17 protein-coding genes are annotated in these 23,745 nt (G+C 42.1%); 6 read left to right on the forward strand and 11 right to left on the reverse strand.

Annotation, left to right across the window (positions count from 1 at the left end; all coding sequences use genetic code 11):
- Nucleotides 1–24: 24 nt before the first annotated feature.
- Nucleotides 25–1,086, forward strand: a complete 1,062-nt coding sequence (locus IQ13_RS11385) for a sensor histidine kinase (RefSeq protein WP_144886501.1) — start codon at nucleotides 25–27, stop codon at nucleotides 1,084–1,086.
- A 343-nt stretch (nucleotides 1,087–1,429) separates the two neighbouring features.
- On the opposite strand, the gene IQ13_RS11390 is transcribed toward IQ13_RS11385, so the two are convergent.
- The 3 genes from IQ13_RS11390 to IQ13_RS11400 form a co-directional block, all read right to left on the reverse strand.
- Nucleotides 1,430–2,806, reverse strand: coding sequence for a beta-helix domain-containing protein (locus IQ13_RS11390; RefSeq protein ID WP_144886502.1), 1,377 nt, complete (start codon nucleotides 2,804–2,806; stop codon nucleotides 1,430–1,432).
- A 128-nt stretch (nucleotides 2,807–2,934) separates the two neighbouring features.
- Complete coding sequence (locus tag IQ13_RS11395) at nucleotides 2,935–5,721, reverse strand: outer membrane beta-barrel protein (protein WP_144886503.1); 2,787 nt, start codon at nucleotides 5,719–5,721, stop codon at nucleotides 2,935–2,937.
- A 166-nt stretch (nucleotides 5,722–5,887) separates the two neighbouring features.
- On the reverse strand, nucleotides 5,888–7,195 hold the full coding sequence (locus IQ13_RS11400; RefSeq protein ID WP_199758242.1) for a putative porin: 1,308 nt from the start codon (nucleotides 7,193–7,195) through the stop codon (nucleotides 5,888–5,890).
- Between the two features lie 147 nt (nucleotides 7,196–7,342).
- Here IQ13_RS11400 and IQ13_RS11405 point away from each other — a divergent pair, with 147 nt between their 5' ends.
- The 5 genes from IQ13_RS11405 (at nucleotide 7,343) to IQ13_RS11425 (ending at nucleotide 12,969) form a co-directional block, all read left to right on the forward strand.
- The gene (locus IQ13_RS11405; protein ID WP_144886504.1) at nucleotides 7,343–7,993 is read left to right on the forward strand and encodes a DUF47 domain-containing protein; all 651 of its coding nucleotides are present in this window, start codon (nucleotides 7,343–7,345) and stop codon (nucleotides 7,991–7,993) included.
- 100 nt (nucleotides 7,994–8,093) lie between these two features.
- On the forward strand, nucleotides 8,094–9,803 hold the full coding sequence (locus IQ13_RS11410; RefSeq protein ID WP_144886505.1) for an inorganic phosphate transporter: 1,710 nt from the start codon (nucleotides 8,094–8,096) through the stop codon (nucleotides 9,801–9,803).
- Between the two features lie 93 nt (nucleotides 9,804–9,896).
- Nucleotides 9,897–10,760: a glucose-1-phosphate thymidylyltransferase RfbA gene (rfbA, locus tag IQ13_RS11415; protein ID WP_144886506.1), complete on the forward strand. Its 864-nt coding sequence runs from the start codon at nucleotides 9,897–9,899 to the stop codon at nucleotides 10,758–10,760.
- 15 nt (nucleotides 10,761–10,775) lie between these two features.
- Nucleotides 10,776–11,831 (forward strand): UDP-glucose 4-epimerase GalE, encoded by a 1,056-nt coding sequence (galE, locus tag IQ13_RS11420; protein WP_144886507.1) that lies wholly within the window; start codon nucleotides 10,776–10,778, stop codon nucleotides 11,829–11,831.
- Between the two features lie 178 nt (nucleotides 11,832–12,009).
- Nucleotides 12,010–12,969: a transketolase family protein gene (locus IQ13_RS11425; RefSeq protein ID WP_144886508.1), complete on the forward strand. Its 960-nt coding sequence runs from the start codon at nucleotides 12,010–12,012 to the stop codon at nucleotides 12,967–12,969.
- Between the two features lie 454 nt (nucleotides 12,970–13,423).
- On the opposite strand, the gene IQ13_RS11430 is transcribed toward IQ13_RS11425, so the two are convergent.
- From IQ13_RS11430 to IQ13_RS11465, 8 genes are all read right to left on the reverse strand, one after another.
- Nucleotides 13,424–15,175 carry a HAMP domain-containing sensor histidine kinase gene (locus IQ13_RS11430; RefSeq protein ID WP_144886509.1) on the reverse strand — a complete coding sequence of 584 codons (1,752 nt, stop codon included), beginning with the start codon at nucleotides 15,173–15,175 and terminating at the stop codon, nucleotides 13,424–13,426.
- A 7-nt stretch (nucleotides 15,176–15,182) separates the two neighbouring features.
- Nucleotides 15,183–16,307 (reverse strand): sensor protein KdpD, encoded by a 1,125-nt coding sequence (locus tag IQ13_RS11435; RefSeq protein ID WP_144886510.1) that lies wholly within the window; start codon nucleotides 16,305–16,307, stop codon nucleotides 15,183–15,185.
- A complete protein-coding gene (locus IQ13_RS11440; protein WP_144886511.1) occupies nucleotides 16,307–17,383 on the reverse strand; it encodes a porin in 1,077 nt (358 codons plus the stop codon). Before IQ13_RS11440 ends, IQ13_RS11435 begins: the two co-directional genes overlap by 1 nt.
- Before the next feature lie 8 nt (nucleotides 17,384–17,391).
- Nucleotides 17,392–17,952: a K(+)-transporting ATPase subunit C gene (locus tag IQ13_RS11445; RefSeq protein ID WP_144886512.1), complete on the reverse strand. Its 561-nt coding sequence runs from the start codon at nucleotides 17,950–17,952 to the stop codon at nucleotides 17,392–17,394.
- A 9-nt stretch (nucleotides 17,953–17,961) separates the two neighbouring features.
- Nucleotides 17,962–20,025, reverse strand: a complete 2,064-nt coding sequence (gene kdpB, locus IQ13_RS11450; protein ID WP_144886513.1) for a potassium-transporting ATPase subunit KdpB — start codon at nucleotides 20,023–20,025, stop codon at nucleotides 17,962–17,964.
- A 53-nt stretch (nucleotides 20,026–20,078) separates the two neighbouring features.
- Nucleotides 20,079–21,776 (reverse strand): potassium-transporting ATPase subunit KdpA, encoded by a 1,698-nt coding sequence (gene kdpA, locus IQ13_RS11455; protein ID WP_144886514.1) that lies wholly within the window; start codon nucleotides 21,774–21,776, stop codon nucleotides 20,079–20,081.
- A 28-nt stretch (nucleotides 21,777–21,804) separates the two neighbouring features.
- The gene (gene kdpF / locus IQ13_RS21725) at nucleotides 21,805–21,882 is read right to left on the reverse strand and encodes a K(+)-transporting ATPase subunit F (protein ID WP_144886944.1); all 78 of its coding nucleotides are present in this window, start codon (nucleotides 21,880–21,882) and stop codon (nucleotides 21,805–21,807) included.
- Between the two features lie 369 nt (nucleotides 21,883–22,251).
- Nucleotides 22,252–23,619, reverse strand: coding sequence for a sigma-54-dependent transcriptional regulator (locus IQ13_RS11465; protein ID WP_199758243.1), 1,368 nt, complete (start codon nucleotides 23,617–23,619; stop codon nucleotides 22,252–22,254).
- Nucleotides 23,620–23,745 lie beyond the last annotated feature (126 nt).

Below are 23,745 nucleotides of genomic sequence, written 5' to 3' on the forward strand. Positions count from 1 at the left end.
TGTGCCGCAACAAGCACAAATAACATGATCAATTCCCGACAGCTTACTCCTGTTCAGCTTTCTGCTTTTACAGCCTTTACCATTTCATTACTGGTAGGCCTGGCCAATTATTTTTTCATCCGCAGCTGGTGGATTGCCCTGCTGAGCTTTGCAGTGCTGTTCATCATCAGTTACCTGCTGATCCGTTATTTTACCGAGCGGTTTATTTATCGCCACATTAAACTCATTTACAAATTCATTTCGCAAACCAAGGCTACCAAACGGGAGGAGTTTTACAACAAATCGCTGTTACCCGAAAAAAGTTTGCAGGAGGTGAGTGCCGAAGTAGAAGCATGGGCCGAACAAAAACGGGAAGAAATTGAAGTACTGAAACAAAACGAGCAATACCGCAAAGAGTTTCTGCAAAACCTGAGCCATGAATTGAAGACACCCATTTTTGCAGTGCAGGGTTATATTGATACATTGCTCAGTGGTGCCATGCACAAAGAAGACGTTGCCAAAAAATTTTTACTCAATACTTCCCGTAACATCGATCGTTTAGTAAACCTTGTTGATGATCTGGATGAAATTTCGAAACTCGAAAGCGGACAGCAGCAATTGTACAAACAAAATTTTGTTATACAGGAACTGGTACAGGATGTGTACGAAAGCCTTTTACTGAAAGCGGCAGAGAAAAACATTAAATGCTCCATTAAAAAGAACAGCGAACTGCCGATTACAGTTTATGCCGATAAAGAAAAGATACGCATGGTGCTGATTAACCTGGTGAGTAATGCCATTAAGTACGGCAAACAAAACGGCAGTATAGTTTTCAGTGTATATAAAACACACGGCAACCTGGTGCTTGCAGAAATCAGTGATGATGGCTATGGTATTGCCGAAGAACATCTCACCCGTATTTTTGAACGCTTCTACCGTACCGATATGGCCCGCAGTCGTAAAGAAGGCGGCAGTGGTTTAGGTCTTTCTATCTGCAAACATATTATCGAAGCACATGGCCAAACCATGCATGTACGCAGCCGTCTTGATGTGGGCAGTACATTCGGCTTTACATTGGAAGGTCGCCGTACCGATGAAGATGAATAAACTCCCTTTCACAGAAATAAAAAGACCGCTCTGAAGAATCGGAGCGGTGTAGTTCCCAGTCAAGTCATGAGAAAAATGAACCCTTGATTGCCACTTGATTGCTGCTGCAAATTTGTACGTTGTGTTTTACCAAATGATTATGCAGATGTGTTGGAATTGTTATTTCGAAAGCAAGCTGTAAGCTGCCCGCCAATACAGCAAACCTTTATATGCAGTTGCTTTGCGGGTAGCGATCAGCATGCAGCAAGCAATGCTTAAAACAAAAAGCCTCCTGAGAACAGGAGGCTGAATAGAGGATACTTGCTTAAGGAAATCCTTCGTTTACCCTATTGGGAAAATTTATTTAGTAAATATTTGTTTGCGGTGTAAAGCTTGCCCAGCCTTGTGCCCAGTTGGTTGCACCAAATGCGCCAACAAATGTTCCTGCAGTATTAAAGTATGCACTCATACCACTGAAGTTTGCACCGGTTAAAGCAGGAGAACCAACTTTTGGCAAGAAGTTAGGCGCATTTAAGTTAAACGGATCTGTTAACTGTGCTGCATTTCTGTCTGCAAGCAAGGTATTACCCTGACCCAATGCTGCTGTTTGAAAATCAGCATTTGTAAGCAATGTTTGGTTATTGGTTGTAAACGCAATTGCAGGTGCGCCTACAGGAAAAGCATTGTAAGAGAATACAAGATTGTTTCTGAAGATGCTTGTACCATTCTTGTAGTCATTGATGGTATTATCGCTTTCAAGTACAATGGCATTTCCTTTTGAACCAAGGATGATCGAGTTACGGAATTCGAAACGTGCAGAACGACGCCATCTGTTACCATAACGGTGACGTGAGCCATTGTTAGCAGTTCCTGTTGTATCGTATGGTCCTATGAGTGTAAAGTTGCTGAGGATTGGACGTGTTATCGGAGTAGCAGTTGTACCTGATGCATCGTTATCGCATTCGATCTGGTTGGCATCATCATCATCAGAATATTTATCACGCAATGAAACAGCATACTGAATCTGGCCATTATAACCAAAGTCGAAATCAAAATCATCATCACCACTTGCAAAAGAAATCAGGTTCTTACAGTTTACGGTACCACCAAAAAATTCAAAGCCATCATCACCACAATATGATGTTTGTACGTTTTCAATAATTGTACCTGCACCAACACCATATAATGTAAGACCGTTTAACTCACTGTTATTCTCTGCAGTAATACCGGCAAACTCAATACGCACATAACGGAGAATACCACTGTTATCGCCTGCATCGGTACCACCATAAGGACGGTTACTACCACCTTCGGTAATAGGAGCGGGTGTTAACGGACGGTTAGTAGGCGCATATCCGCAAATTGAAATACCACCCCAATCAAATTCACGACGCTGACCTGCAGCTTTATCACTTGTAAAAACAATCGGTGCGTCTGCCTTACCATCTGCAACAATTTTACCACCTTGTTCAATAATCAATGCAGATTTTACGGATGCATCTGCAAGTATAACTGAACCAGCTGCAATTTCGAGTGTTGCACCTTTACCAACATATACAAACCCTGATAATTTATATCTGCCCTTTGGTAAAGAAAGATTGCGATCGATACGGCCGGTTAATGTAGAAGGTACTACTGTTGTATCGGAACCACCGGTACCACCAACAGTTTCATTGAAGTTAACCTTGATACACGCCGTAAATGTTAAGGCTGTAATTGCTGCAACTAATAACTTTTTCATGTGTTTATTTTTTTCGTTCGCCGCTTGGCGGCTTTTTTTATTGCCACATCGTATGCCTGTCAATCAACACTGTTTGCGGGCATTATTTGTGGGCATTTCATGTTATGTTTCTTTGTGAACTTTTAGTTTTACTTCGTCAAATCGTATGTAAAGCCAATTGTAAATGTTGTACCCGGTGTGTAGCTGTTCCATAAGCGATCAGTACCACGGGTAAACTTATTTTTAGCATCGATGTTCTCGTAGAAAAAGAAAGGCTGGTTGAAGATGTCGGATACTGCCAAACGCAACTCGCCTTTGTTCTTTAATACTTTGGTTGAAATCTGGAAGTCAACCAAATCTCTCGGGCGTTCGTAAATGTCATAGATCAACTGGTCTTTACCACCCGCCAATGCAAGACGTTGGCCGATTCTGTTATAGAGTAACGAAGCGTTTACTTTTCCTTTCTTATCGTTAAACTGCAAACCAACATTTACGAGGTAAGGCGATTGTCCCTGCAACGGACGATTGAATGATTGTGCCTGGCCATTAGCACCTACACCCGATAACTGTACTGCAGAAGAAAGTACGGTTACATTGGTAAAGATGTTGAGCACATCAAGCTTCGGTGCAATAAAACCTAAACCCTTCCGCACTTCCACTTCAAAACCATAAGTCTTTGCTTCACCTGCATTCTGGAATTGGTAACGACGTACGCTACCTGCTGCCAACGCTCTCAACTCAATAGGATCAGCAAAGTGTTTATAGAAAACTGCAACCGAAACACCTTCGCTTGCTTTTGGATACCATTCGTAACGCAGATCTGCATTCCAGATATTGCTTCTGCGTAAAGTAGTATCGCCACTCACTGCATAGTTCTGTTCGTAATCGTAGAAAGAGAACGGAGCAATTTCACGGAACTCCGGACGGGCTACGGTACGGTAACCAGCCAAGCGTATCTGCTGTTTATCTTTTAAGCTGTAGCTTACGTTAAGTGAAGGAAGGATATCCCATTTGCTGGTGTTTACAATAACACGCTTTAAATCGGAACGGACTGTGGTTAAAAACTGCTGGAAATTTTCAACACGTGCTCCCCACACCAAACGAATTTTATCGGAGAACTTATTATCGAACATCGCATAGCCATTGTTGATAATGCTTACACCAAAATATTTGTCTTCGTTTTGTGTTTCATCAGCATACACAAACTGTCCGTTACCAATGTACTGTTGCTTAAACACTTCGTTAAAGGGAAGCGTAAGCAAGCTGCTGTTGGTATTATCATCTAAACGGTAACGGAAATTTCTCGACTGGAAATCACGGATGCGGATGAGTGTACCACCACCTGCTTTAAAGGTTTGCTTTTCGTCGGCCAGGGTAAATGGCACAGTTAAAGTACCACCACCGCCGTAAGAAAAATCTTTCAGGTTGCTGAAGAAACGACCTGTTTCGTCTGTAACCAATGAAAACGGATTGTTTGTTCCTGTGCTGCGCAGGTAAGAAACGGTACGCAGGTCGGGTTGTGCTTTTATATTGTAAGAGAAGTTACCATTTAACTTCAGCTTAATTCCTGATTTAGATAATTGCTGTTCTGCCTCCAGCTGCGAAGAAAGCAATGAACGCTGATTGAGATAGCTGCTGCGGAAGTTGATATCCTGACCATCCAGCAGGTTCTTACCGCTTCTTACATAGTAATTATCATCGTACAACTGGTTGTAAAGATTTTTGAAAGCTACTTTCAGTTTGCGGCTTGTAAATGCTACGTTGGCAACAGCACCTACACTTGTTGAAAAACGGTTCTGGTGATCTGTAAAGCTGCGTTCAACAGTACCAACAAAGTCGTTGATGTTTCTGTTTACATCGTAAATGTTCTGTGCGTTACGGTAGGTAAGCCCGGTAATAAATCCAAACGAATTACCGTTGCTGAATTTGTATCCTTTACCGTAGGTAAGATTATAGCTTTGTATAGGTGCTGCTGTTATTTTACGTTCGTTAAATACATCCGAACGGAAAAGTTTTGATTGCTCAGCTTTTGCATCATCGCCGAGCTTTGCATATTGGTTGCGTGAAAGAAAACCTTCGGGTAAATTTCTTCTGCCATTATCAAAGCCAAACCAATCGCTTGTTTCACGTTGGTTGGTTACAAAATCTTTGAAGGTAGACTGTGTGTTGTAACCCAGGTTAATACCTATTGAAAGAATATCTTTTGTAGGAACATCTTTTGTCTGGATCTGCACCAAACCACCTGCAAACTCACCTGTTAAATCGGGTGTTGCTGTTTTGTTGATGATGATGTTATCGATGAGCTGCGAAGGAATTACATCGAATGAAAAAGCTTTCTTATCAGGTTCAGAAGAAGGCAGCTGTGCACCATTGATGAGTGCCTGGTTGTAACGATCGCTTAAACCACGAACAATTACAAACTTATTATCCTGGATAGAGGCACCGCTTACACGCTTTAATACTTCACCGGTGTTTTTATCGGGCGTACGGCGGATGAAATCGGCAGAAAGACCACTTGATAAAGAAGTATTGTTGCGCTGAAAACTTAATAAACCTGATGTGTTTTCTTTACGGGCTGTACTGCGGATAACGATTTCTGTACCTTCTTTCGCTGCAACAGTAAGCAAAATGGTAATTACGTTCTCTTCAATATTATTCTTTACTTCTACTTCGTCAACCATTTTGGTTTGGTAACCAACAGCAGTTACAGTAAGTGTATATTTTTTTCCCTGTTCGAGATTTACTGAAAAGCGGCCTTCAATATCTGCAGCAATTGATTTGCTTATTTCATTAACTGTAATTGAAGCTCCTGCTACAGGTTCGTTTTTCTGGTTGAGCACACGGCCATTTAACCTTGAGGTTTGAGCGGTTGCCGAAAAGGCAACAAGTACAAGTGTAAAAAGGGTAAGCAGTAATCCTTTAAAATTCCTTTGCATAGTATCTATTTGATGCTGCAAAAGAACTCCTGCTATGTTATGCCAACGTAAAGCCCATGTTAAGGAACTATTACCTGCATGTTAAGCCAATATTAACAACCCTAACAAAAAGGCGTTCTGCATGAGTTATGCAGAACGCCTTTCGATATGCGTAAGCTTGTTTTATTTAAAACCGGAACTGCAGTCTACAAGTAAGTACATTGTCTTTCAAATCGCCGGTATACCCGTTGATAGCTGTAGTCTCATTCTTTACAAATGCATAATATAAGATCAACTTTACATTTTCGGTAATATAGTTGGCATAGCCTACACCCAAGGTGTTGTATTTAATATTTGCTGCCGAAAGGTTGGCCCCTGCCGCACCAATTTGTTTACCCTTTACATCTGTATTCGGATCGTACCAATCGTACTTGAGCAGCAACTGGTGCTTATCGCTGAAGAGATGCTGCAGAAAATAAATATAGGCACCGTTGAACTTACGTACATGAAACCCATCCGTACCGGTAACCAGCGCTGCAGGAGTTTCGGAGCTGTTGGCCGAACCGGTTTGTGTACCCTGGATGTATTCGCCCCGCAGCTCAGTAAAGCCTTTCCTGTTTTTAAATTTCAGCTGTACATCGGCACCATAATAGCGGCGGGGAGAAACGGCCCCGATGTTGGTGAGCGACGAATCGACCTGCATTTTTTCAATGCCGCCGGTATTTACAACGTTGTATTTGTATTTGGTGTTTTGCAAAAGTCCGCCATGCAACAGGGATATACCGCCCGAGAGGATCATTTTTTTACCCAAGGGATAAGGCTTTAATGCCAAACGTGCTATCAGGTCCTTGCTGTTATCAAATTCGCCGGTGGCATTAATACCCTGGCCATTGAATAAACCCAGATCCATTTTCAGGTAGCGGAGCTTCGCATCTTTTTTCCGTTGCTCAAAGGTGACCATGGCACCAAGATCACGCTCGCTTTTCATTAAGGTCTGGCTCATGCGTCCACGCTCAGGTGTTTCACGATCGCTGCTGCTCAGGTTTACTTCGTACCCGAACGGGCGGGCAAACATACCTGTGGTGAAAGCAAAGGACTGGTATTTGTTTTCGAATATGCGGCCCCACACATCCCGTATGGTAAAGCCACGTTCATTTACATCGAACTGGAAAACGATTTGCACACCGGGTTTGGTTTCTTTGCCAAAATGAACATAATCAATACGTACACGGCTGCGGCGTAAGGTAAACCGGTTATTAACATTGGTACCAAAATCGGGACCTTCGAAGGTTTTAATCCCTTTACTTTCAGCAATCTGAAACTGAGGCTGGATGTAACCGGAGAAGCGGAGGTGATCGAACTTTTTGTAAATACCCAACATGCCTTTGCCGGCATCTTTGGTGGTATCAATCATGTCCATGAGAAACTGAGCCCTGGCAGCCATGGGCAACGTACATAACAGGAGCAGGAATGCCCTGTACATTGATTTAGTCATAATAATTTCCTTAAGCGCCGCAAAGGTATAAAACCGGTTACGGGCCAATGTTAAGCCTTCGTTACCCCTGTGTTAAGAAATCATTAACAAAGCCTGCCTACTGTACTGCGGCGGGCCAAAAAACTACCTTTGCGGAAATTTTAAAACATGTCAGGAATCAATTCTATTCTTAAAATTTTCCTCCCAAAAGACCGTGTATTTTACCAGTTGTTTGAAGAAGTAGCTACAACTGTTGTTGAAATGTCGCACTTGCTTAAGAAACTCGTTAAAGAACCTTCATTTGAAGAACGTGAAAAAATCATTGCACAAATTGAAGACCTCGAACACAAGAACGACGACCTTACGCATAAAATTTTTACTGAATTAAGCCGCAATTTTATTACTCCGTTCGATCGTGAGGATATTCACTACCTGGCCAATGCCATGGATGATGTAGCTGATTATATTTTCGCTTCTGCCAAGAAGATCAACTTCTACCGTGTAGATCCTTTACACGAAAGCTTCAGCAAGTTTGCAGATTTAATTGCACAGGGTTCTGAAAATATTAAGACAGCCATTTTTGAACTGAAAGACATGAAGAACATGCGCCAGATTACAGATGCGCTGGTTCGTGTAAACAGTATCGAAAACCAGGCTGACGATGTATTTGATATGAGCATTGAGCGTTTGTTTGCAACAGAATCTGATGCGAAAGAAGTGATCAAGAAGAGAGAGATTTACCAGGTAATGGAAAATGCAACCGATAAGTGCGAAGATGCTGCAAACGTGATTGAAAGCATTATCGTTAAATACGCATAACCCAATTTGAAAATTGGTTAATGTACCAATTTGAAAATGCACATCATTCAGGTGTAATCATTTTCAAATTTTCAAATTCATTCATTTTCAAATTGCATTTATGACTCTTCTTATCGTAATTATAGCGCTGGCGCTCATCTTCGATTACATCAATGGTTTTCACGATGCAGCCAATTCCATTGCCACCGTTGTATCAACAAAAGTATTAACGCCTTTCCAGGCGGTTTTATGGGCAGCATTCTTTAATGCCATGGCCTATTTTATTTTTAAAGATCATGCCGTAGCCAACTCTGTTAGTAAAACAGTACAGAAAGAGTTTATTACACTACCTGTCATTCTTGCCGGTTTAATAGCTGCTATTTTCTGGAACCTGCTTACCTGGTGGTATGGTATTCCTTCTTCATCTTCACACACCCTTATTGGTGGTATGGCCGGTTCGGCTATTACGCATGCCATTGTTACCAAAGGCTGGGGTGTTGGCTGGTCGAAAATTGTAGAAACAGATATCATTCTCGATACCGTTCTGTTCATCTTCTTTGCACCGATTATTGGTATGCTCATTTCCATATTTATCACCATTGTTACGGTGATGCGGAATCTGTGGCTGCGGCTTGCGGTTATTGCATTGGCAACCACCATTACGGTTGTGCTGTTCGATCGTTTTGAAAGTAACAAAATGGATCAGAACCTGCAGAAGTTTTTAAAAGTTGACAAGTATAAAAAAGAAGTAAAAACAGCGGAGGAAAAACTGAAGAGTAATCCAAACGACGCTGCTGCGCTTGCTGCTTATACTACCGGCAAAGAAAAACTGGATAAAGCATTACCCAACTACAACAAGATACTGGCCCTGGTACACGATTTTGATAAACTGGGTGCCAACGGTATTGCAAAAGCTGCCGCCGATTCGGGTTGGCTGAAAGATATTGAAGCGAGCCGTTTGAAGGATGATGTACGCAATGCCAACGATTACCTGATTATGGAGGCCCGTTCTACTGAAGATGCGGCTGTTAAAAAGGAATTCGACATCGCCAAAGAAAAAACAGAGCTGTATAAAGATCCTCTTAAACTGTATTTCAAAAAAGAAATCAGTGCAGACAGTGCAATTGCGCTCATGAGTGCAATCTATCCCATTAAAGATGCCAATAAAGAAAAAGTAAAGTCGAAGATTGAAAAGTTCAGTGCAGAAAAAGCGCTGGCAAAAGACATCGACAAAGCGGATAACAGCACGATTGTGTGGGGTATTATTTTCACGGCTATCTTCTTCGGCCTGGTTTACTTGTATGTGGAAAAAGTACGCACACCAACTGCCTATAAAGTTGCCAATATGTTTAAGAAGCTGCAGCTCTTCAGTTCGGCAGCCTTCAGTATTGGTCATGGCGGTAACGATGCGCAGAAAGTGATGGGTATTATTGGCGCTGCTTTAATTGCCAGCGGCAGTATTCAAAACTTCTCCGACTTACCACACTGGGTGCCTGTAGCCTGTTACTTAGCTATTGGTATTGGTACCATGAGTGGTGGCTGGAAGATTGTAAAAACCATGGGTACCAAAATCACCAAGGTTACACCGCTGGAAGGTGTGGCGGCAGAAACAGCCGGTGCGTTCACCCTTTTCTTTACAGGGCAAATGGGTATACCGGTTTCAACCACGCATACCATTACCGGCAGTATTATGGGTGTGGGTGCCACCAAACGTTTAAGTGCAGTGCGTTGGGGCGTTACCGTTAACCTGCTTTGGGCGTGGATTTTAACCATTCCTGTAAGTGCGGTGCTTGCGGCCATTGCCTACCTCATCGTTAATTTATTCCTGTAATCACAACGTCAATAAATAAAGAATCCAACCCCCAAGGTTGGATTTTTTATTTTTGGCAGGTAGTTGCATCTTTGCGGCTCAACAAACAACTCCATGAAAGGAATCATATTGGCCGGAGGTTCCGGTACAAGATTACACCCGATTACGTTTGCCATCAGCAAACAGATTATGCCGATCTATGACAAACCCATGATCTATTATCCGCTTTCTGTTTTAATGATGGCGGGTATCCGTGAAATCTTAATCATTTCCACACCACAGGATTTACCCAATTTCAAACGATTGCTCGGCGATGGTAAGAACTTAGGTATTAGTTTTACCTATGCGGAGCAGGCAGTGCCCAACGGACTGGCACAGGCCTTTGTTATTGGCGAAGAATTTATCGGCAATGATGATGTGGCACTGGTACTGGGCGATAACATTTTCTACGGTGCAGGTTTGGGCAAACTGCTGGCCAATAATACCCAACCCGATGGCGGTATCATTTATGCGTATCATGTAAGTGATCCGGAACGTTACGGAGTGGTTGATTTTGATGAAAACTTTAATGCGCTGAGTATTGAAGAAAAACCGGAGCATCCGAAAAGCAATTATGCAGTGCCCGGCTTATACTTCTATGATAACGCTGTTGTGAAGATTGCCAAGGAATTGAAGCCCAGCCCCCGTGGTGAGTACGAGATTACCGATGTAAACAAAGAATACTTACGCCGTGGTAAACTGAAAGTATCGATCCTCGATCGTGGTACTGCCTGGCTCGATACCGGTACATTTGATTCGTTGATGCAGGCATCGCAGTTTGTACAGGTTATTGAACAACGCCAAGGTATTAAAATTGCGTGTATCGAAGAAATTGCATGGCGTAAAGGATTTATCAGCACCGAGCAATTAAAAGCATTGGCACAACCGCTGCTGAAAAGCGGCTACGGTCAGTACCTCATGAACCTGATTAAAGCATAAAGAACACTTTATACAATGAAAAAAATATTAGTTACCGGTGGTTGCGGTTATATTGGAGCCCACACTATTGTTGACCTTGTTGAAAACGGCTATGATGTAGTATGTGTAGATAACAACTCACGCTCGAACCTGCGTTTACTGGAAGGTGCCGAAAAGATTCTCGGTAAAAAAATCAAGAACTACAAAGTTGATCTCTGCAATTACGATGAAACCTATGCGGTATTGCAAGAGAACCCCGATATAGATGGTGTGATTCACTTTGCTGCTTACAAAGCTGTAGGTGAAAGTGTAGAAAAGCCCTTACTCTATTTTGAGAACAACCTGGTATCGCTGATGAACCTGTTGAAATGTGTACAGGAATTCCAGATACCGCATTTCGTGTTCTCGTCAAGCTGTACGGTGTATGGCAACCCCGATAAAGTTCCGGTAACAGAAGAAACGCCACCGAAGCCGGCTGAAAGTCCGTATGGTTATACCAAGCAAATGGGTGAGCAGATCGTGAGCGAAACGGTGAAAAGTTTTTCTACCAATGCCATCCTGTTACGCTACTTTAACCCGGTAGGTGCACACCCCAGTATTTTGATTGGGGAACTGCCATTGGGCAAGCCGCAGAACTTAGTGCCGGCTATTACGCAAACCGCCATCGGCAAACTGCCGCAAATGACGGTGTTTGGTAATGATTACGATACCAGAGATGGTTCCTGTGTTCGTGACTTTATTCATGTAAGCGACCTGGCCCATGCGCATACGCTGGCCATCAACTACCTCGTTGAAGGCAAAAACGGCAGTCGTTGCGAAGTGTTTAATCTTGGTACCGGTAATGGTGTTACCGTACTGGAAGCCATTACTACGTTTGAAAAAGTAAGCGGTCAAAAACTGAATTACAAGATCGGGCCACGTCGTGCGGGCGATGTGATTGCAACCTATGCCAACAACGATAAGGCAAGAACCAAACTAGGTTGGGAACCCCAGTACAGTCTTGAAGATATGATGGATACTGCCTGGAAATGGGAGCTGAGTGTAAAGCAGGATGAAAGTCTGCACAGCAGCCAGAACAGTGTATTGAATTAATTGCAACAATTACAGAAGTTGCAGCAACAAAATCGCTGAGCGACAAGCGTTCGTTCAGCGATTTTTTGTTTCGTTTTAAACCAAAACTTTCCCTTTTCTTTGCAGCGAAATTGGGGCAGGAAGTCCACTTCTCCCTCTTGAACAAAACATCACAAACGTCTTTTTTAAATTTCTGCAAATGGCATTACAGGATATCCAGGTAAGCGGCAACAAAGATACCCGCAGCGGTTTTGGCGATGGTATTTTAGAAGCAGCCCGTAAAAACGAAAATGTAGTAGCGTTAACTGCCGACTTAGCCGGCTCGATGAAACTCCAGGGCTTCATGAAAGAATTTCCTGAGCGTTTTGTACAGGTAGGTATTGCTGAAGCCAATATGATTGGTATTGCTGCCGGTTTAACCATTGGCGGTAAAATTCCTTTCACTACCACCTTTGCCAACTTCAGCACAGGTCGTGTGTACGATCAGATCCGCCAGAGTGTTGCTTACAGCGATAAAAATGTAAAGATCTGTGCATCGCACGCCGGTTTAACACTGGGCGAAGATGGTGCCACCCACCAGATTTTAGAAGATATCGGTTTGATGAAGATGTTACCCGGCATGACAGTGATTGTGCCTTGCGATTATAATCAAACCAAACAGGCAACCATGGCTGCCGCTGAATTCCACGGACCATTGTACCTGCGTTTCGGACGCCCGGTATGGCCCATCTTTACCAAGCCTGAAGATGAGTTTGTGATTGGTAAAGCACAAAAGTTCAGCGATGGTACTGATGTTACCATTTTTGCATGCGGCCACATGGTATGGTATGCTATCCAGGCCGGCTTGCAATTACAGGAAAAAGGTATTTCGGTTGAAGTGATCAATATTCACACCATTAAGCCATTGGATGAAGAAGCGGTATTGGCTTCCATCAAAAAAACCAAATGTGCAGTTACTGCCGAAGAGCACAACATCATTGGTGGTTTGGGCGATAGTATTGCACAGGTAGCTGCGAAAAACTTCCCTATTCCGATTGAGATGGTGGGTACCAAAGATACCTTTGGCGAAAGCGGTAAGCCCGTTGAATTGTTGAAGAAGTATGGTTTGGATGTAGCAGATATTGTGGCTGCTGCAGAAAAAGTGATGAGCAGAAAATAAGAAAACTACTTGCTTAGCATAAGAAACCCCGTCAGCGATGATGGGGTTTTGTTTTTTACCGCAGAGGTGCAAAGATGCAACGCATCAGAAGGGTTACCACGCAGGCATGGAGGACAAGGAGATTGTTTATGCCGCAAGTACATGCGTTATTGATCGTGTATTTGTGCAGAGAACGGGTTTTGAGCGCTTTTACCCGGGCGTAAAGTGGCTTTATCGTGGCTTAATCCTGCTTTAGTGCCCGTGGATCTGTTGCATAAATACCCCATTCAACCGCTGTAGAAACGCCCAAATGCGGCATAAATGGTGCTGCTGCGCTAAAGCTTCGGAGGGCGAGCACAAATGAACGCAGGCAAAAGAACCAGATCGTATGACCAAGAAAGGAAGTACGAAGAGAAGTGAAACTGCCTGTTGCATTACAGAAATGGCCCTGTAAAAAGAACCTGAAAATAAAATATTACGCTTCCTCTTTTTCGTCAACCACCGAAGGCAGCGTTATTTCGAATGTACTTCCTTTTCCAAATTCGCTGTTTACTGTGATCTGCCCATACTGTGCCTCAATAAATTCTTTACTGATGCTTAAGCCTAAACCCGTGCCTTCTTTTTTTGAACCGGGTATACGGAAGTAACGGTCGAACACTTTATGAATGTATTCTGGTGCAATTCCTTGTCCACTGTCTGCTACGGAAAATTTCACGTTGTTTCCTTCAAGTGATACGTGAATTTTAACCGCTGCGCCATCATAGCTATAACGTATGGCATTTGAAATAAGATTCGTTAATACCCATGCCGTTTTATCCTTATCTGCCAATACAGGAGGAATCGTACCGGGTATTCTTGTCTCCAGTTTTATCTGTTTGTTTTCAGCAGCGGTTTTGTTTGCATTCACAGCATAGTCTACCATTTCGTTTACAGATGAAGGCAATATTGCCATTTGAATGGATCCTGTTTCTACCTGCGCCATATTCAGCAACTCACCTGTAATTTTTAACAGCCGGCCGGCATCGTCGTTTATGCTTTGCAGCAGCAGTTCCTGTTCGCTGTTTAAACTTCCCGTCTTTTTATTTTCGAGAAGCTGCAAACTCATTTTAATGGAAGCGATCGGTGTTTTCAGTTCATGTGATACAGTGGCAATAAAATTGGTTTTGGCAAAATCAAGTTCCTTGTACGGCGTTACATCCTGCAGCAGAATTACATCGCCCATACGTTTTTCATCCTTTTCGCCTGTTGGAATAATGCTGATGGGGATGATGTGTTTTTCGAAATAGCTTTCCTTATTATTTGCAAAAATTTTAATGGCAGCTGTTTTGTTTTCATGTTCACTTTCATTGCCGAAAAGTTCCTGCACCAGTGTACGCAGCAGATCATTCTTTACTGCAATATCCTGCACCGGTTTTCCAATGGTATTTTCTTTTTTTAACCCGGTAATATGTAATGCAATATTGTTCATGAAAAGAATCTTCCTATTTTCATCCAAACCAATAACCGGATCGTTGAGGTTATTGATGAGTGTATCGATCCGTTTTTTTTCAACCAGTAGTTTTTCAATACTGCTTGCCTGGTATTCTTCCAGCTTTTCGGCCATGGTATTAAAGGATGCTGCCAGTTCTCCAAATTCGTTCTGCTTTTCGAAATGGATACGTTCACTGTAGTTGCGGTTGGCAATTTCTTTGATGCTTTCTGTTAACGCTTTTACCGGGTTGGCAATATTGCCCGGCAAGTTAAACAGCAGCGTAAGGGCTATGATAAAACAAATGGTACCCAGTACAGTAATCCAGAAAATTGCAGTTTCAGAAGTATTCTCAGCAAGTTTGCTTTTGCGCTCAATGGCCAGCATATTCAGCAGCATAATATCGGTAATATCTTTACGTACCATGTGCAGCGCCGTTGAGTCGTTTGGTTGCTGCTGCAGTTTTTGAAAATTAACCTCCAGCCTGTCGGTCATTTCTTTTTCGCCCGGTTCGGTTACATTTTTTTGTTGCAATGAAAGATTGGTACGGAACAGCTGACTATTTTCAGCAAGAAGAATATTGTTGTTAAGTGCAATTTCCATTTTCCGTGCATAGTCAAGCGTATTATAGTTGGCTACAAGAATATTTCTTGTTTCGTTCCGCAGTTTGTTAATATAGAGGCCACTGAAGATGGTGATGAGCAGGATCATTGCGAAAAGCAATCCCAGTCCCAGGTATAATTTTACTTTTATTTTCATTGCTGCATCAACTAAGTATTACAAGATCAATATTGCTTTCGCTTAACTTCTTCAATAGTTCATTGAAGATACTTGTTGCTAAAATTAAACGGAATAAGTTTAAATGCGGTTTGCCAATACAGATGGTCGTAATCTTCCGTTCGTCGCACTGTTCAATAATTGCTTTTGCAATATTGCTGTTTTCCACTTTTATAATTTCTGCGCCCAGTTCGGTTGCCAGTTTGAAGTTATTGATCAGGTGCCGTTGTTTATCGAGCGGAATTTTTGTGCTGCTTTCATCAGGTGTCTGTACATACAACACATACCAGCTACTGTTATAATAGTTGGCAAGCCTAGCCGTTTTGCGGATTACTGTTTTGGCTGTATGTTCGTTAGAACTGATGCAGGCGAGGAAACGTTCGTGTTTAACAGCGTTGGTACGAGTTACTTCCGTTTCTACCTTTCGTTCAACCTGCGATGCCACTTCTTTCAGTGCCAGCTCCCGTAACTGCAGGATGTGTTCGCTTCTAAAGAAGTTCTTTAAAGCCGTTTCAATTTTTGCGGTGTCGTAAATTTTACCTTCTTTTAAACGGGTAATCAGTTCATCGGCTGTGAGATCAATATTCACCACTTCATCGGCCTGGGCCAATACACTGTCGGGGATCCTTTCTTTTACTTCCACACCGGTAATATCTTTAACTTCTTCATTCAGGCTTTCAATGTGCTGGATGTTGACTGCACTGATCACATTAATACCAGCATCGAGTATCTCAATTACATCCTGCCAGCGTTTTTCATTTTTACTTCCTTCAATATTGGTATGCGCCAGTTCATCTATAATTACTACTTCCGGTCGCAGATTAATGACTGCCTGTACATCCAGTTCGTCCAGTTCTTTTCCTTTGTAAAACAAGGTCCGTCGTGGAATAACCGGCAATCCTTCGAGCAAAGCATGTGTTTCTTTGCGGTTGTGCGTTTCAATATAACCGATCTTTACATCAATACCGTTGCGTAACAATGCATGTGCTTCCTGCAGCATACGGTAGGTTTTACCTACACCGGCACTCATGCCAATGTAGATCTTAAACTTACCTCTGCGTGATTTTTTAATGAGGTCGAGAAAATGCTGTACTGTTTGTTCTTTGTCCGGCATCAGAATGCAATTGCAAATGCTGTGGTTAAAAAGAAGTTGTTGGCAGATGGTTGCCCGTCTTTTATAAACGTTTTATCCTTTCCTGTAAAGCCCCTTGCTTCTATACGCCAAAGCAGGTTGTTGCCAATGCTGCGGTCGTAGTTGAGGGAATAGCCCCAGGTTTTAAAGCCATTCGGAGTACCTGTGCTGATAATTACTCCATTTGCATCGCTGTAATATTCAACACGTGCAGCCAAACTATTTTTTGCATCGGGACTGAGCTTTACAATGACAACAGGCGAATACCATTTGTTATAACTGCTGCTGCCTTTTGCTTTTTGTTCGGCGCCAATATCAAAACCTGCTGTAATTGCAAAGAAATCACTCAGTTGAAAAATGCCATAAAAATTATGGAAGTAACGCATTTGCTTTACACTATCAGGTTTGTCATTACCAATAAACGAACTGCTGTTAATTGTGATTTTTGAAGTTGGTTTAAATGTTAACTGATGGCCAACCGCAACCGTACTGTTTGCCGGCACACGTTGTATACGTTGCCAGCCATTTAAAACCAAACCACTGATGAACCATTTTTCATTGGCGGATGTGTACGAAATTTTTGCACCTGATTCGTAGTAAGGTGTGTTATCTGCCAAAATGCTTCTTGTAAGCGTCCAGCAATCTTTACCGATGGCACTTTCAAAACCAATATGAGATGCAAACACACCTGCATCGATCCATAGATTATTCTTCTTTGAAATTTTTACACCTGCATTGGCTTCATACATATTTTTTAACACACCCGGTTCTGCTGCAAGGTTGGCGTTCATGTAAGTGCCTGCTGCCAATGCCAGGTTTGCACGCACATTGTTTTTTTGATAAGCTGCTTTTACCAAACCAAGGTTTACGTTAAACTCGTTGTGCCTGTTGTGCGAATAAGCAAAGCCCGGTCGGTTACCGTTTGCTGGTTTTGCAAAATCGTAGCTGTAATAGGTTTCAACATACGCCGAAACAGTGAATGGATTTGCTGTACTGTCGTTCTGTGCCTTTGCTGTTAATGAACCAATTGATAACAGCAATATGAAACTCTTCTTCATTCGAATGTTTATTTTAATTGATCTAAAGCGATATTCAGTTTTACTACATTGATGCGTTCGGGGCCAAACAAACCAAGCAACGGTTTCTCTGTATAAGTTAAAATTAATTCTTCGAGGTTAGGCTCTGCAATACCTCTGATTTTTGCGATACGTTTTAACTGCACGTTGGCAGCCAGTACAGAAATGTGCGGATCCAGTCCGCTACCGCTTGCAGTAACAAGATCTACCGGTATTGCTGATTTTTTTACGCCCGGGTTGTGTACAAGAAAGGTATCAATGCGTGCCTGTACGGTTGCCAGATAATCGGGATTAGACGGGCCTTTGTTACTACCGGCCGAACCTGCTGCATTGTAATCAACTGCTGAAGGGCGGCTCCAGAAATATTTATCATCGGTAAACTTTTGTCCAATATTGGCATAGTATGTTTTACCGTTTACGGTAATTAACTCGCCCTTCCCTTTTTGCGGAGTGATTGTGGCGATGCCTGAAATGAGTAACACATACACAACGCTGCAAAGCAGCATGCTGACAACGGTTAATCTAATTGCGGAAAAAAAATGTTCTTTCATACAATGTTTTTAGAAGAATAAGGAAACAAAAAGATCAATGAGTTTAATACCGATGAACGGAATGACAATACCGCCCAATCCATAAATAAACAGATTACGACGTAACAATGCACTTGCACCAATAGGTTTATACGCCACACCTTTCAATGCCAATGGAATTAACAACGGAATAATGATGGCGTTGAAAATAACAGCTGAAAGCATAGCACTTTCGGGACTGTGCAGTTGCATAATATTTAAACCTTGCAAAGCAGGGATAGATGCAACAAAGAGGGCCGGAACAATGGCAAAATATTTTGCCACATCATTGGCAATACTGAATGTGGTGAGTGTTCCTCTTGTCATTAATAACTGCTTACCAATTTCTACTACTTCAATCAATTTGGTAGGATCATTATCCAGGTCAACCATATTACCTGCTTCTTTTGCCGCCTGTGTTCCGCTGTTCATTGCCACACCCACATCGGCTTGTGCAAGGGCCGGGGCATCGTTGGTACCATCGCCCATCATTGCCACCAGTCTTCCTTCGGCTTGTTCTTTACGGATGTAATTCATTTTATCTTCCGGTTTTGCTTCGGCAATAAAATCATCCACACCTGCTTTTTCTGCAATGTATTTTGCGGTTAACGGATTATCGCCGGTTACCATTACTGTTTTAATACCCATTTTGTGTAAGCGTTCAAAACGTTCACGAATGCCGGGTTTAATAATATCCTGCAATTCAATTACGCCAATTACTTTTTCGTTTTCAGCCACAACAAGCGGTGTACCACCATTGCTTGAAATGTGTTTAACAATTTCATTTGTTTCATCGGGCATTGGGTTACCTTTCTTTTCGCATAAATTTTTGATTGCATCTGCAGCACCTTTGCGGATACGCAGATCATCCACATCAATACCCGAGCTTCTTGTTTCTGCTGTGAATTTGATGAAGCGTGGATTGTTGAGTTTGAAATTTTTCAGATCAATACCCCCCAGTTCAATAATGGATTTGCCTTCGGGTGTATCATCAGCCATGGAGCTTAATACAACCGATTTAATGAAGTGATCTTCTTCCACACCCGGCGTCGGGTAAAAATTGGTTGCCTTACGATTACCGATCGTGATCGTTCCTGTTTTATCGAGCAGCAATACATCAATATCACCTGCTGTTTCAACAGCCTTACCGCTTTTGGTAATTACGTTGGCACGCAATGCCCGATCCATACCGGCAATACCAATGGCCGATAATAAACCGCCGATGGTTGTTGGTATCAAACAAACAAACAAGGAAATAAAAGCTGCAATGGTAATAGGTGTTTGTGCAAAATCGCCAAAAGGTTTTAGTGTAACAGTTACAATAATAAAGACCAGTGTAAAACCTGCAAGCAAAATGGTGAGTGCAATTTCGTTGGGTGTTTTCTGGCGGCTTGCGCCTTCTACCAATGCAATCATTTTATCTAAAAAACTTTCACCGGGTTCGGTGGTTACTTTTACTTTAATCTGATCGCTTAATACTTTGGTACCACCTGTTACACTGCTTTTATCGCCACCTGCTTCACGAATAACGGGAGCACTTTCGCCGGTAATAGCGCTTTCATCAATGGTGGCAAGTCCTTCAATAATTTCTCCATCAGATGGAATGATATCGCCAGCTTCACATAAAAAAATATCACCCTTCTTTAATAAGGAAGAATTGATAATTGAAAATTGATAATGATTATCCTCTTCCATTTTCAATTTTTCATCATCAATTCTTAATTTTCTAGCCGGTGTTTCTTCTCTTGTTTTGCGTAAGCTGTTGGCTTGCGCTTTACCTCTTGCTTCAGCAATGGCTTCGGCAAAATTGGCAAACAATAATGTGATGAAAAGAATGGCGGTTACAATCAGGTTATAGGTAAGATCACCCTGGCCTTTTTCGCCCGTCATCACCCAAATACAAACTCCGGCCATCACCAATGTACCTACCCATACAGTAAACATAACAGGGTTACGGAACATTTTTGCAGGAGCGAGTTTTATAAACGATTCTCTGAGTGCTTCACGAACCATTGCAGGTTCAAACAATTTCGCCACTCTTGTATGCTTTGACATAATACTTATTTTATTTCCTTATTGGAATGACTGAATGTTAATGAGTGCTTGCGTTAACGCAGGTTAAAATATTCTGCAATAGGACCTAATGCCAGTGCAGGGAAAAATGCTAATGCAGTGATGAGGACGATAACTGCAAAGATCATAATGCCGAATGTGGAGGTATCAGTCTTTAATGTACCTGCACTTGCAGGAATATATTTTTTCTGCGCCAGCAAACCCGCAATGGCAACAGGGCCAATGATGGGTAAGAAGCGGCTAAGTATCAATACAAATCCTGTACTGATGTTCCACCACAAATTGTTATCGCCCAAACCTTCAAAACCACTGCCGTTATTGGCAGCACTTGATGTGTATTCATACAACATCTCACTAAAGCCATGATGACCGGGATTGTTTAACCATGCAGCATTTGCAGGATTGTTTACTACGAGATAACTTGAAAGTGCAGTGCCGGCAAGAATGAGCAGGGGATGCAGCAATGCAATGATCATGGCGATTTTGATTTCTCTTGCTTCCACTTTCTTCCCCATAAATTCGGGTGTACGGCCCACCATTAATCCACTGATGAATACAGCAAGAATAATAAAGATGAAAAAGTTGAGTAAGCCCACACCACAACCACCGTAAAAGGCGTTAATCATCATCGCCAGCAATTCATTCATACCGCTTAAAGGCATCGTGCTATCATGCATCGCATTAACAGAGCCTGTTGAAATAACTGTTGTAACAATACTCCAGAAACCCGATGCTGCTGCACCAAACCTTACTTCTTTTCCTTCCATTGCACCAAGGCTGTTATCGATACCCATTGCAGCAATGGCGGGATTGCCTTTTACTTCCATGATGATGTTGGGGATGGCTAACAAAAGAAAACCGATTGTCATCACAGCAAAAATCATCCGGCTTAGTTTTCGTTTACGCAGGTAAAAGCCAAACGCAAAGATCATAGCGAACGGAATGATGAGCTGTGCAATCATTTCAACAATATTGGTAAAGTAGTTGGGGTTTTCGAGCGGGTGTGCGCTGTTGGCACCAAAGAAACCACCGCCGTTTGTACCTAGGTGTTTAATGGGAACGAAAGCAGCTACGGGCCCTCTTGATACCTGCACAGTATCGCCTTGCAAACTGGTGAAGCTGTCTTTTGCTTCAAAGCCCATCGGCATACCATTCAAAAGAAAAATAACAGCAATGATCATTGACAAAGGCAATAATACTCTTGTAATTGATTTTAGAAAGAAGTTATAGAAGTTCCCCAACTGTGTAGTTGTTTTTTCTTTTAATGCCACAAACAAGATTGCTGCAGCTGCCATACCTGTAGCAGCACTTACAAATTGTAAGAACATCAGAAACAGTTGCCCGAGATAGCTAAGCCCTGTTTCGCCTGAATAGTGTTGCAGGTTACAGTTCACAACAAACGAAATACTTGTGTTAAACGCCAGATCTGAAGACATGTTGGGGTTGCCATCGGGATTTAACGGTAACCAGCTTTGATTCATTAATACAAACATGCCCAGCAGGAACCAAATCATGTTGATCATGAGCATGGCAACCATGTGTTGTTTCCAGTTCATTTCTTTACCTGCATTGATGCCGCTGATGCGGAAGAACAGTTTTTCAACTGGATTCATAACAGGGTCGAGTAAGGTTTTCTCTCCTGCATACACGCGGGCAATGTATTTTCCTAACGGAATACCAATTGCCAGCGATGCGGCGAACATGAAGAGTATACCTGAAATTTCAGAGTTCATTTTTTAAAAATTAAGCAGAGATGAAGGGTTAAAATTTTTCCGGTTTAATCAGCACAAAACACATGTACAAGAAAAGGGCAATGGCGATCAGGAGCAGTAAGGGCATAGTTAAAATTTTTCGAAGTAATCAATGGCTTTGAAAAAGAGCACAAAACAGACAAGGCCTGCGGCTGTGAGTAAAATGGTTGTAAGCATAAGATCAGTCATGAATGATTCGGTAAATGATTCCTGTAAGAACAATGAGTGAAAAAAGGCCGAACAGCAAGTGCCAGGATTGCACGTGTTTAAAAAGCCAGTGTCGGAACGGTTTCATATTTTAACTGATTTGTTATGCCAGGATATTGGCAAGGCATGGACCATTTTGGGCACAAATGCTGAAACCTTTGCCTGTAAAGGATTCTAAAAAAACGGCAGATTGGCAGAAAAGATAAACCCTTTCAAAATGAAAGGGTTTATACTATTGTTTTGAAAGAGGTTAACCGATTTTATACTCCTCAATTTTTCTGTACAAGGTAGTTAATGCAATATTCAGCAGCTTGGCTGTTTCTGTTTTATTACCGTTTGTATAGTTCAACACTTTTTGAATATGCAGTTTTTCTGCACTGGCAAGATCAAATGCTGAAAGTTGTTTGTTATTGTTTCCGGTACCGGCATATTGAAAATCGGCTGGCAGCGTGGATGGAAGCAATTCGGAACCGTCTGTTAAAATTACACTGCGTTCAATTACATTTTTCAATTCACGGATGTTGCCTTTCCAATTATGCAGCTTTAATGCATCGAGGTATTCTTTTGAAAAACCTTTGATTCTTGCATTAGTTTTTGCCGCAAACTGTTTGGTGAAAAAAGCAGCCAGCTCTTCAATATCGTTGATACGTTCCCGTAACGGAGGTAATGGAATTGTAAAAACAGAGATACGGTAATACAGGTCTTCCCTGAAACGACCGGCTTCTATTTCTTTCTGCAGGTCACGATTAGTAGCTGCAACGATGCGCACATTTACTTTCGTTGATTTACTGTCGCCCACTTTTAAAAATTCACCACTTTCCAATACACGCAACAGTTTTGCCTGTAACTCCAACGGCATCTCACCAATTTCATCTAAAAAAACGGTGCCTTTATCGGCTTCTTCAAAAATACCTTTGCTGTCTTTTACTGCACCTGTAAAGGCACCTGCTTTATGGCCAAACAATTCATTTTCCAGCAACTCTTTGCTGAAAGCCGCACAGTTTACTGCAATAAACGTTTGGTTACTCCGGCTGCTGTTGGTATGAATAGCTTGTGCAAATACTTCTTTACCCGTTCCTGTTTCGCCATTGAGTAAAACAGTTGCATCGGTAGACGCTACTTTTGTTGCAGCATCAATGGCTGCCTTGATTTGTTTGGATTGACCGAGTATACTATTGAAAGAATATTTTTTTTCCAGCTGTTGTTCCAGATGCTGTAAGCGTTTGTTGAGCGTTGCTTTTTCGGCTGCCTTGTACAAAAGCGGAACAACACGGTTGTTATCATCGCCTTTGGTGAGATAGTCAAATGCTCCATTTTTAATAGCTGTAACGCCATCAGGTATATTTCCATACGCAGTAAGTAAAATAATTTCAAGAGCAGGATATTTTTCTTTGATCGTTTTTAACAGTTCAACACCACTTCCATCGGGTAGTTTTACATCGCAGATCACCACGTCGAATGCCTGCTGATCCAGTTTTTTCAAACCACTTTTACAATCTGCAGCCTGCACCACTTCAAATCCTTCAAGGCTGATGATCTTTGAAAGAAGCGTTCTGATTTTTTCTTCATCATCGATGACCAGAACTTTTGCCTGAGCTGACTTGTTGGAATACTGCAATGAAATGAATTTGTGGATAAAGATAGGCCGCTACGGGAAATATGTGTTCAAGATGGACGCAGATTGAAGAAACACGAAAACCCTCCTGCGCTGAAGCTTCGGAGGGCAAGCACGAATGGCACGAAA

Source organism: Lacibacter cauensis, assembly GCF_007830055.1.
Classification (GTDB): Bacteria; Bacteroidota; Bacteroidia; order Chitinophagales; family Chitinophagaceae; genus Lacibacter; species Lacibacter cauensis.

Excerpts from the sequence above, each read along its gene's own strand:
- IQ13_RS11395 (WP_144886503.1), bottom strand. The coding sequence starts at position 5,721 with ATGCAAAGGAATTTTAAAGGATTACTGCTTACCCTTTTTACACTTGTA.
- galE (WP_144886507.1), top strand. The coding sequence starts at position 10,776 with ATGAAAAAAATATTAGTTACCGGTGGTTGCGGTTATATTGGAGCCCAC.
- IQ13_RS11390 (WP_144886502.1), bottom strand. The coding sequence starts at position 2,806 with ATGAAAAAGTTATTAGTTGCAGCAATTACAGCCTTAACATTTACGGCG.
- rfbA (WP_144886506.1), top strand. The coding sequence starts at position 9,897 with ATGAAAGGAATCATATTGGCCGGAGGTTCCGGTACAAGATTACACCCG.
- IQ13_RS11385 (WP_144886501.1), top strand. The coding sequence starts at position 25 with ATGATCAATTCCCGACAGCTTACTCCTGTTCAGCTTTCTGCTTTTACA.
- kdpF (WP_144886944.1), bottom strand. The coding sequence starts at position 21,882 with ATGCCCTTACTGCTCCTGATCGCCATTGCCCTTTTCTTGTACATGTGT.
- IQ13_RS11400 (WP_199758242.1), bottom strand. The coding sequence starts at position 7,195 with ATGACTAAATCAATGTACAGGGCATTCCTGCTCCTGTTATGTACGTTG.
- IQ13_RS11445 (WP_144886512.1), bottom strand. The coding sequence starts at position 17,952 with ATGAAAGAACATTTTTTTTCCGCAATTAGATTAACCGTTGTCAGCATG.
- kdpB (WP_144886513.1), bottom strand. The coding sequence starts at position 20,025 with ATGTCAAAGCATACAAGAGTGGCGAAATTGTTTGAACCTGCAATGGTT.
- IQ13_RS11440 (WP_144886511.1), bottom strand. The coding sequence starts at position 17,383 with ATGAAGAAGAGTTTCATATTGCTGTTATCAATTGGTTCATTAACAGCA.
- IQ13_RS11405 (WP_144886504.1), top strand. The coding sequence starts at position 7,343 with ATGTCAGGAATCAATTCTATTCTTAAAATTTTCCTCCCAAAAGACCGT.
- IQ13_RS11430 (WP_144886509.1), bottom strand. The coding sequence starts at position 15,175 with ATGAAAATAAAAGTAAAATTATACCTGGGACTGGGATTGCTTTTCGCA.
- IQ13_RS11425 (WP_144886508.1), top strand. The coding sequence starts at position 12,010 with ATGGCATTACAGGATATCCAGGTAAGCGGCAACAAAGATACCCGCAGC.
- IQ13_RS11435 (WP_144886510.1), bottom strand. The coding sequence starts at position 16,307 with ATGCCGGACAAAGAACAAACAGTACAGCATTTTCTCGACCTCATTAAA.
- IQ13_RS11410 (WP_144886505.1), top strand. The coding sequence starts at position 8,094 with ATGACTCTTCTTATCGTAATTATAGCGCTGGCGCTCATCTTCGATTAC.
- kdpA (WP_144886514.1), bottom strand. The coding sequence starts at position 21,776 with ATGAACTCTGAAATTTCAGGTATACTCTTCATGTTCGCCGCATCGCTG.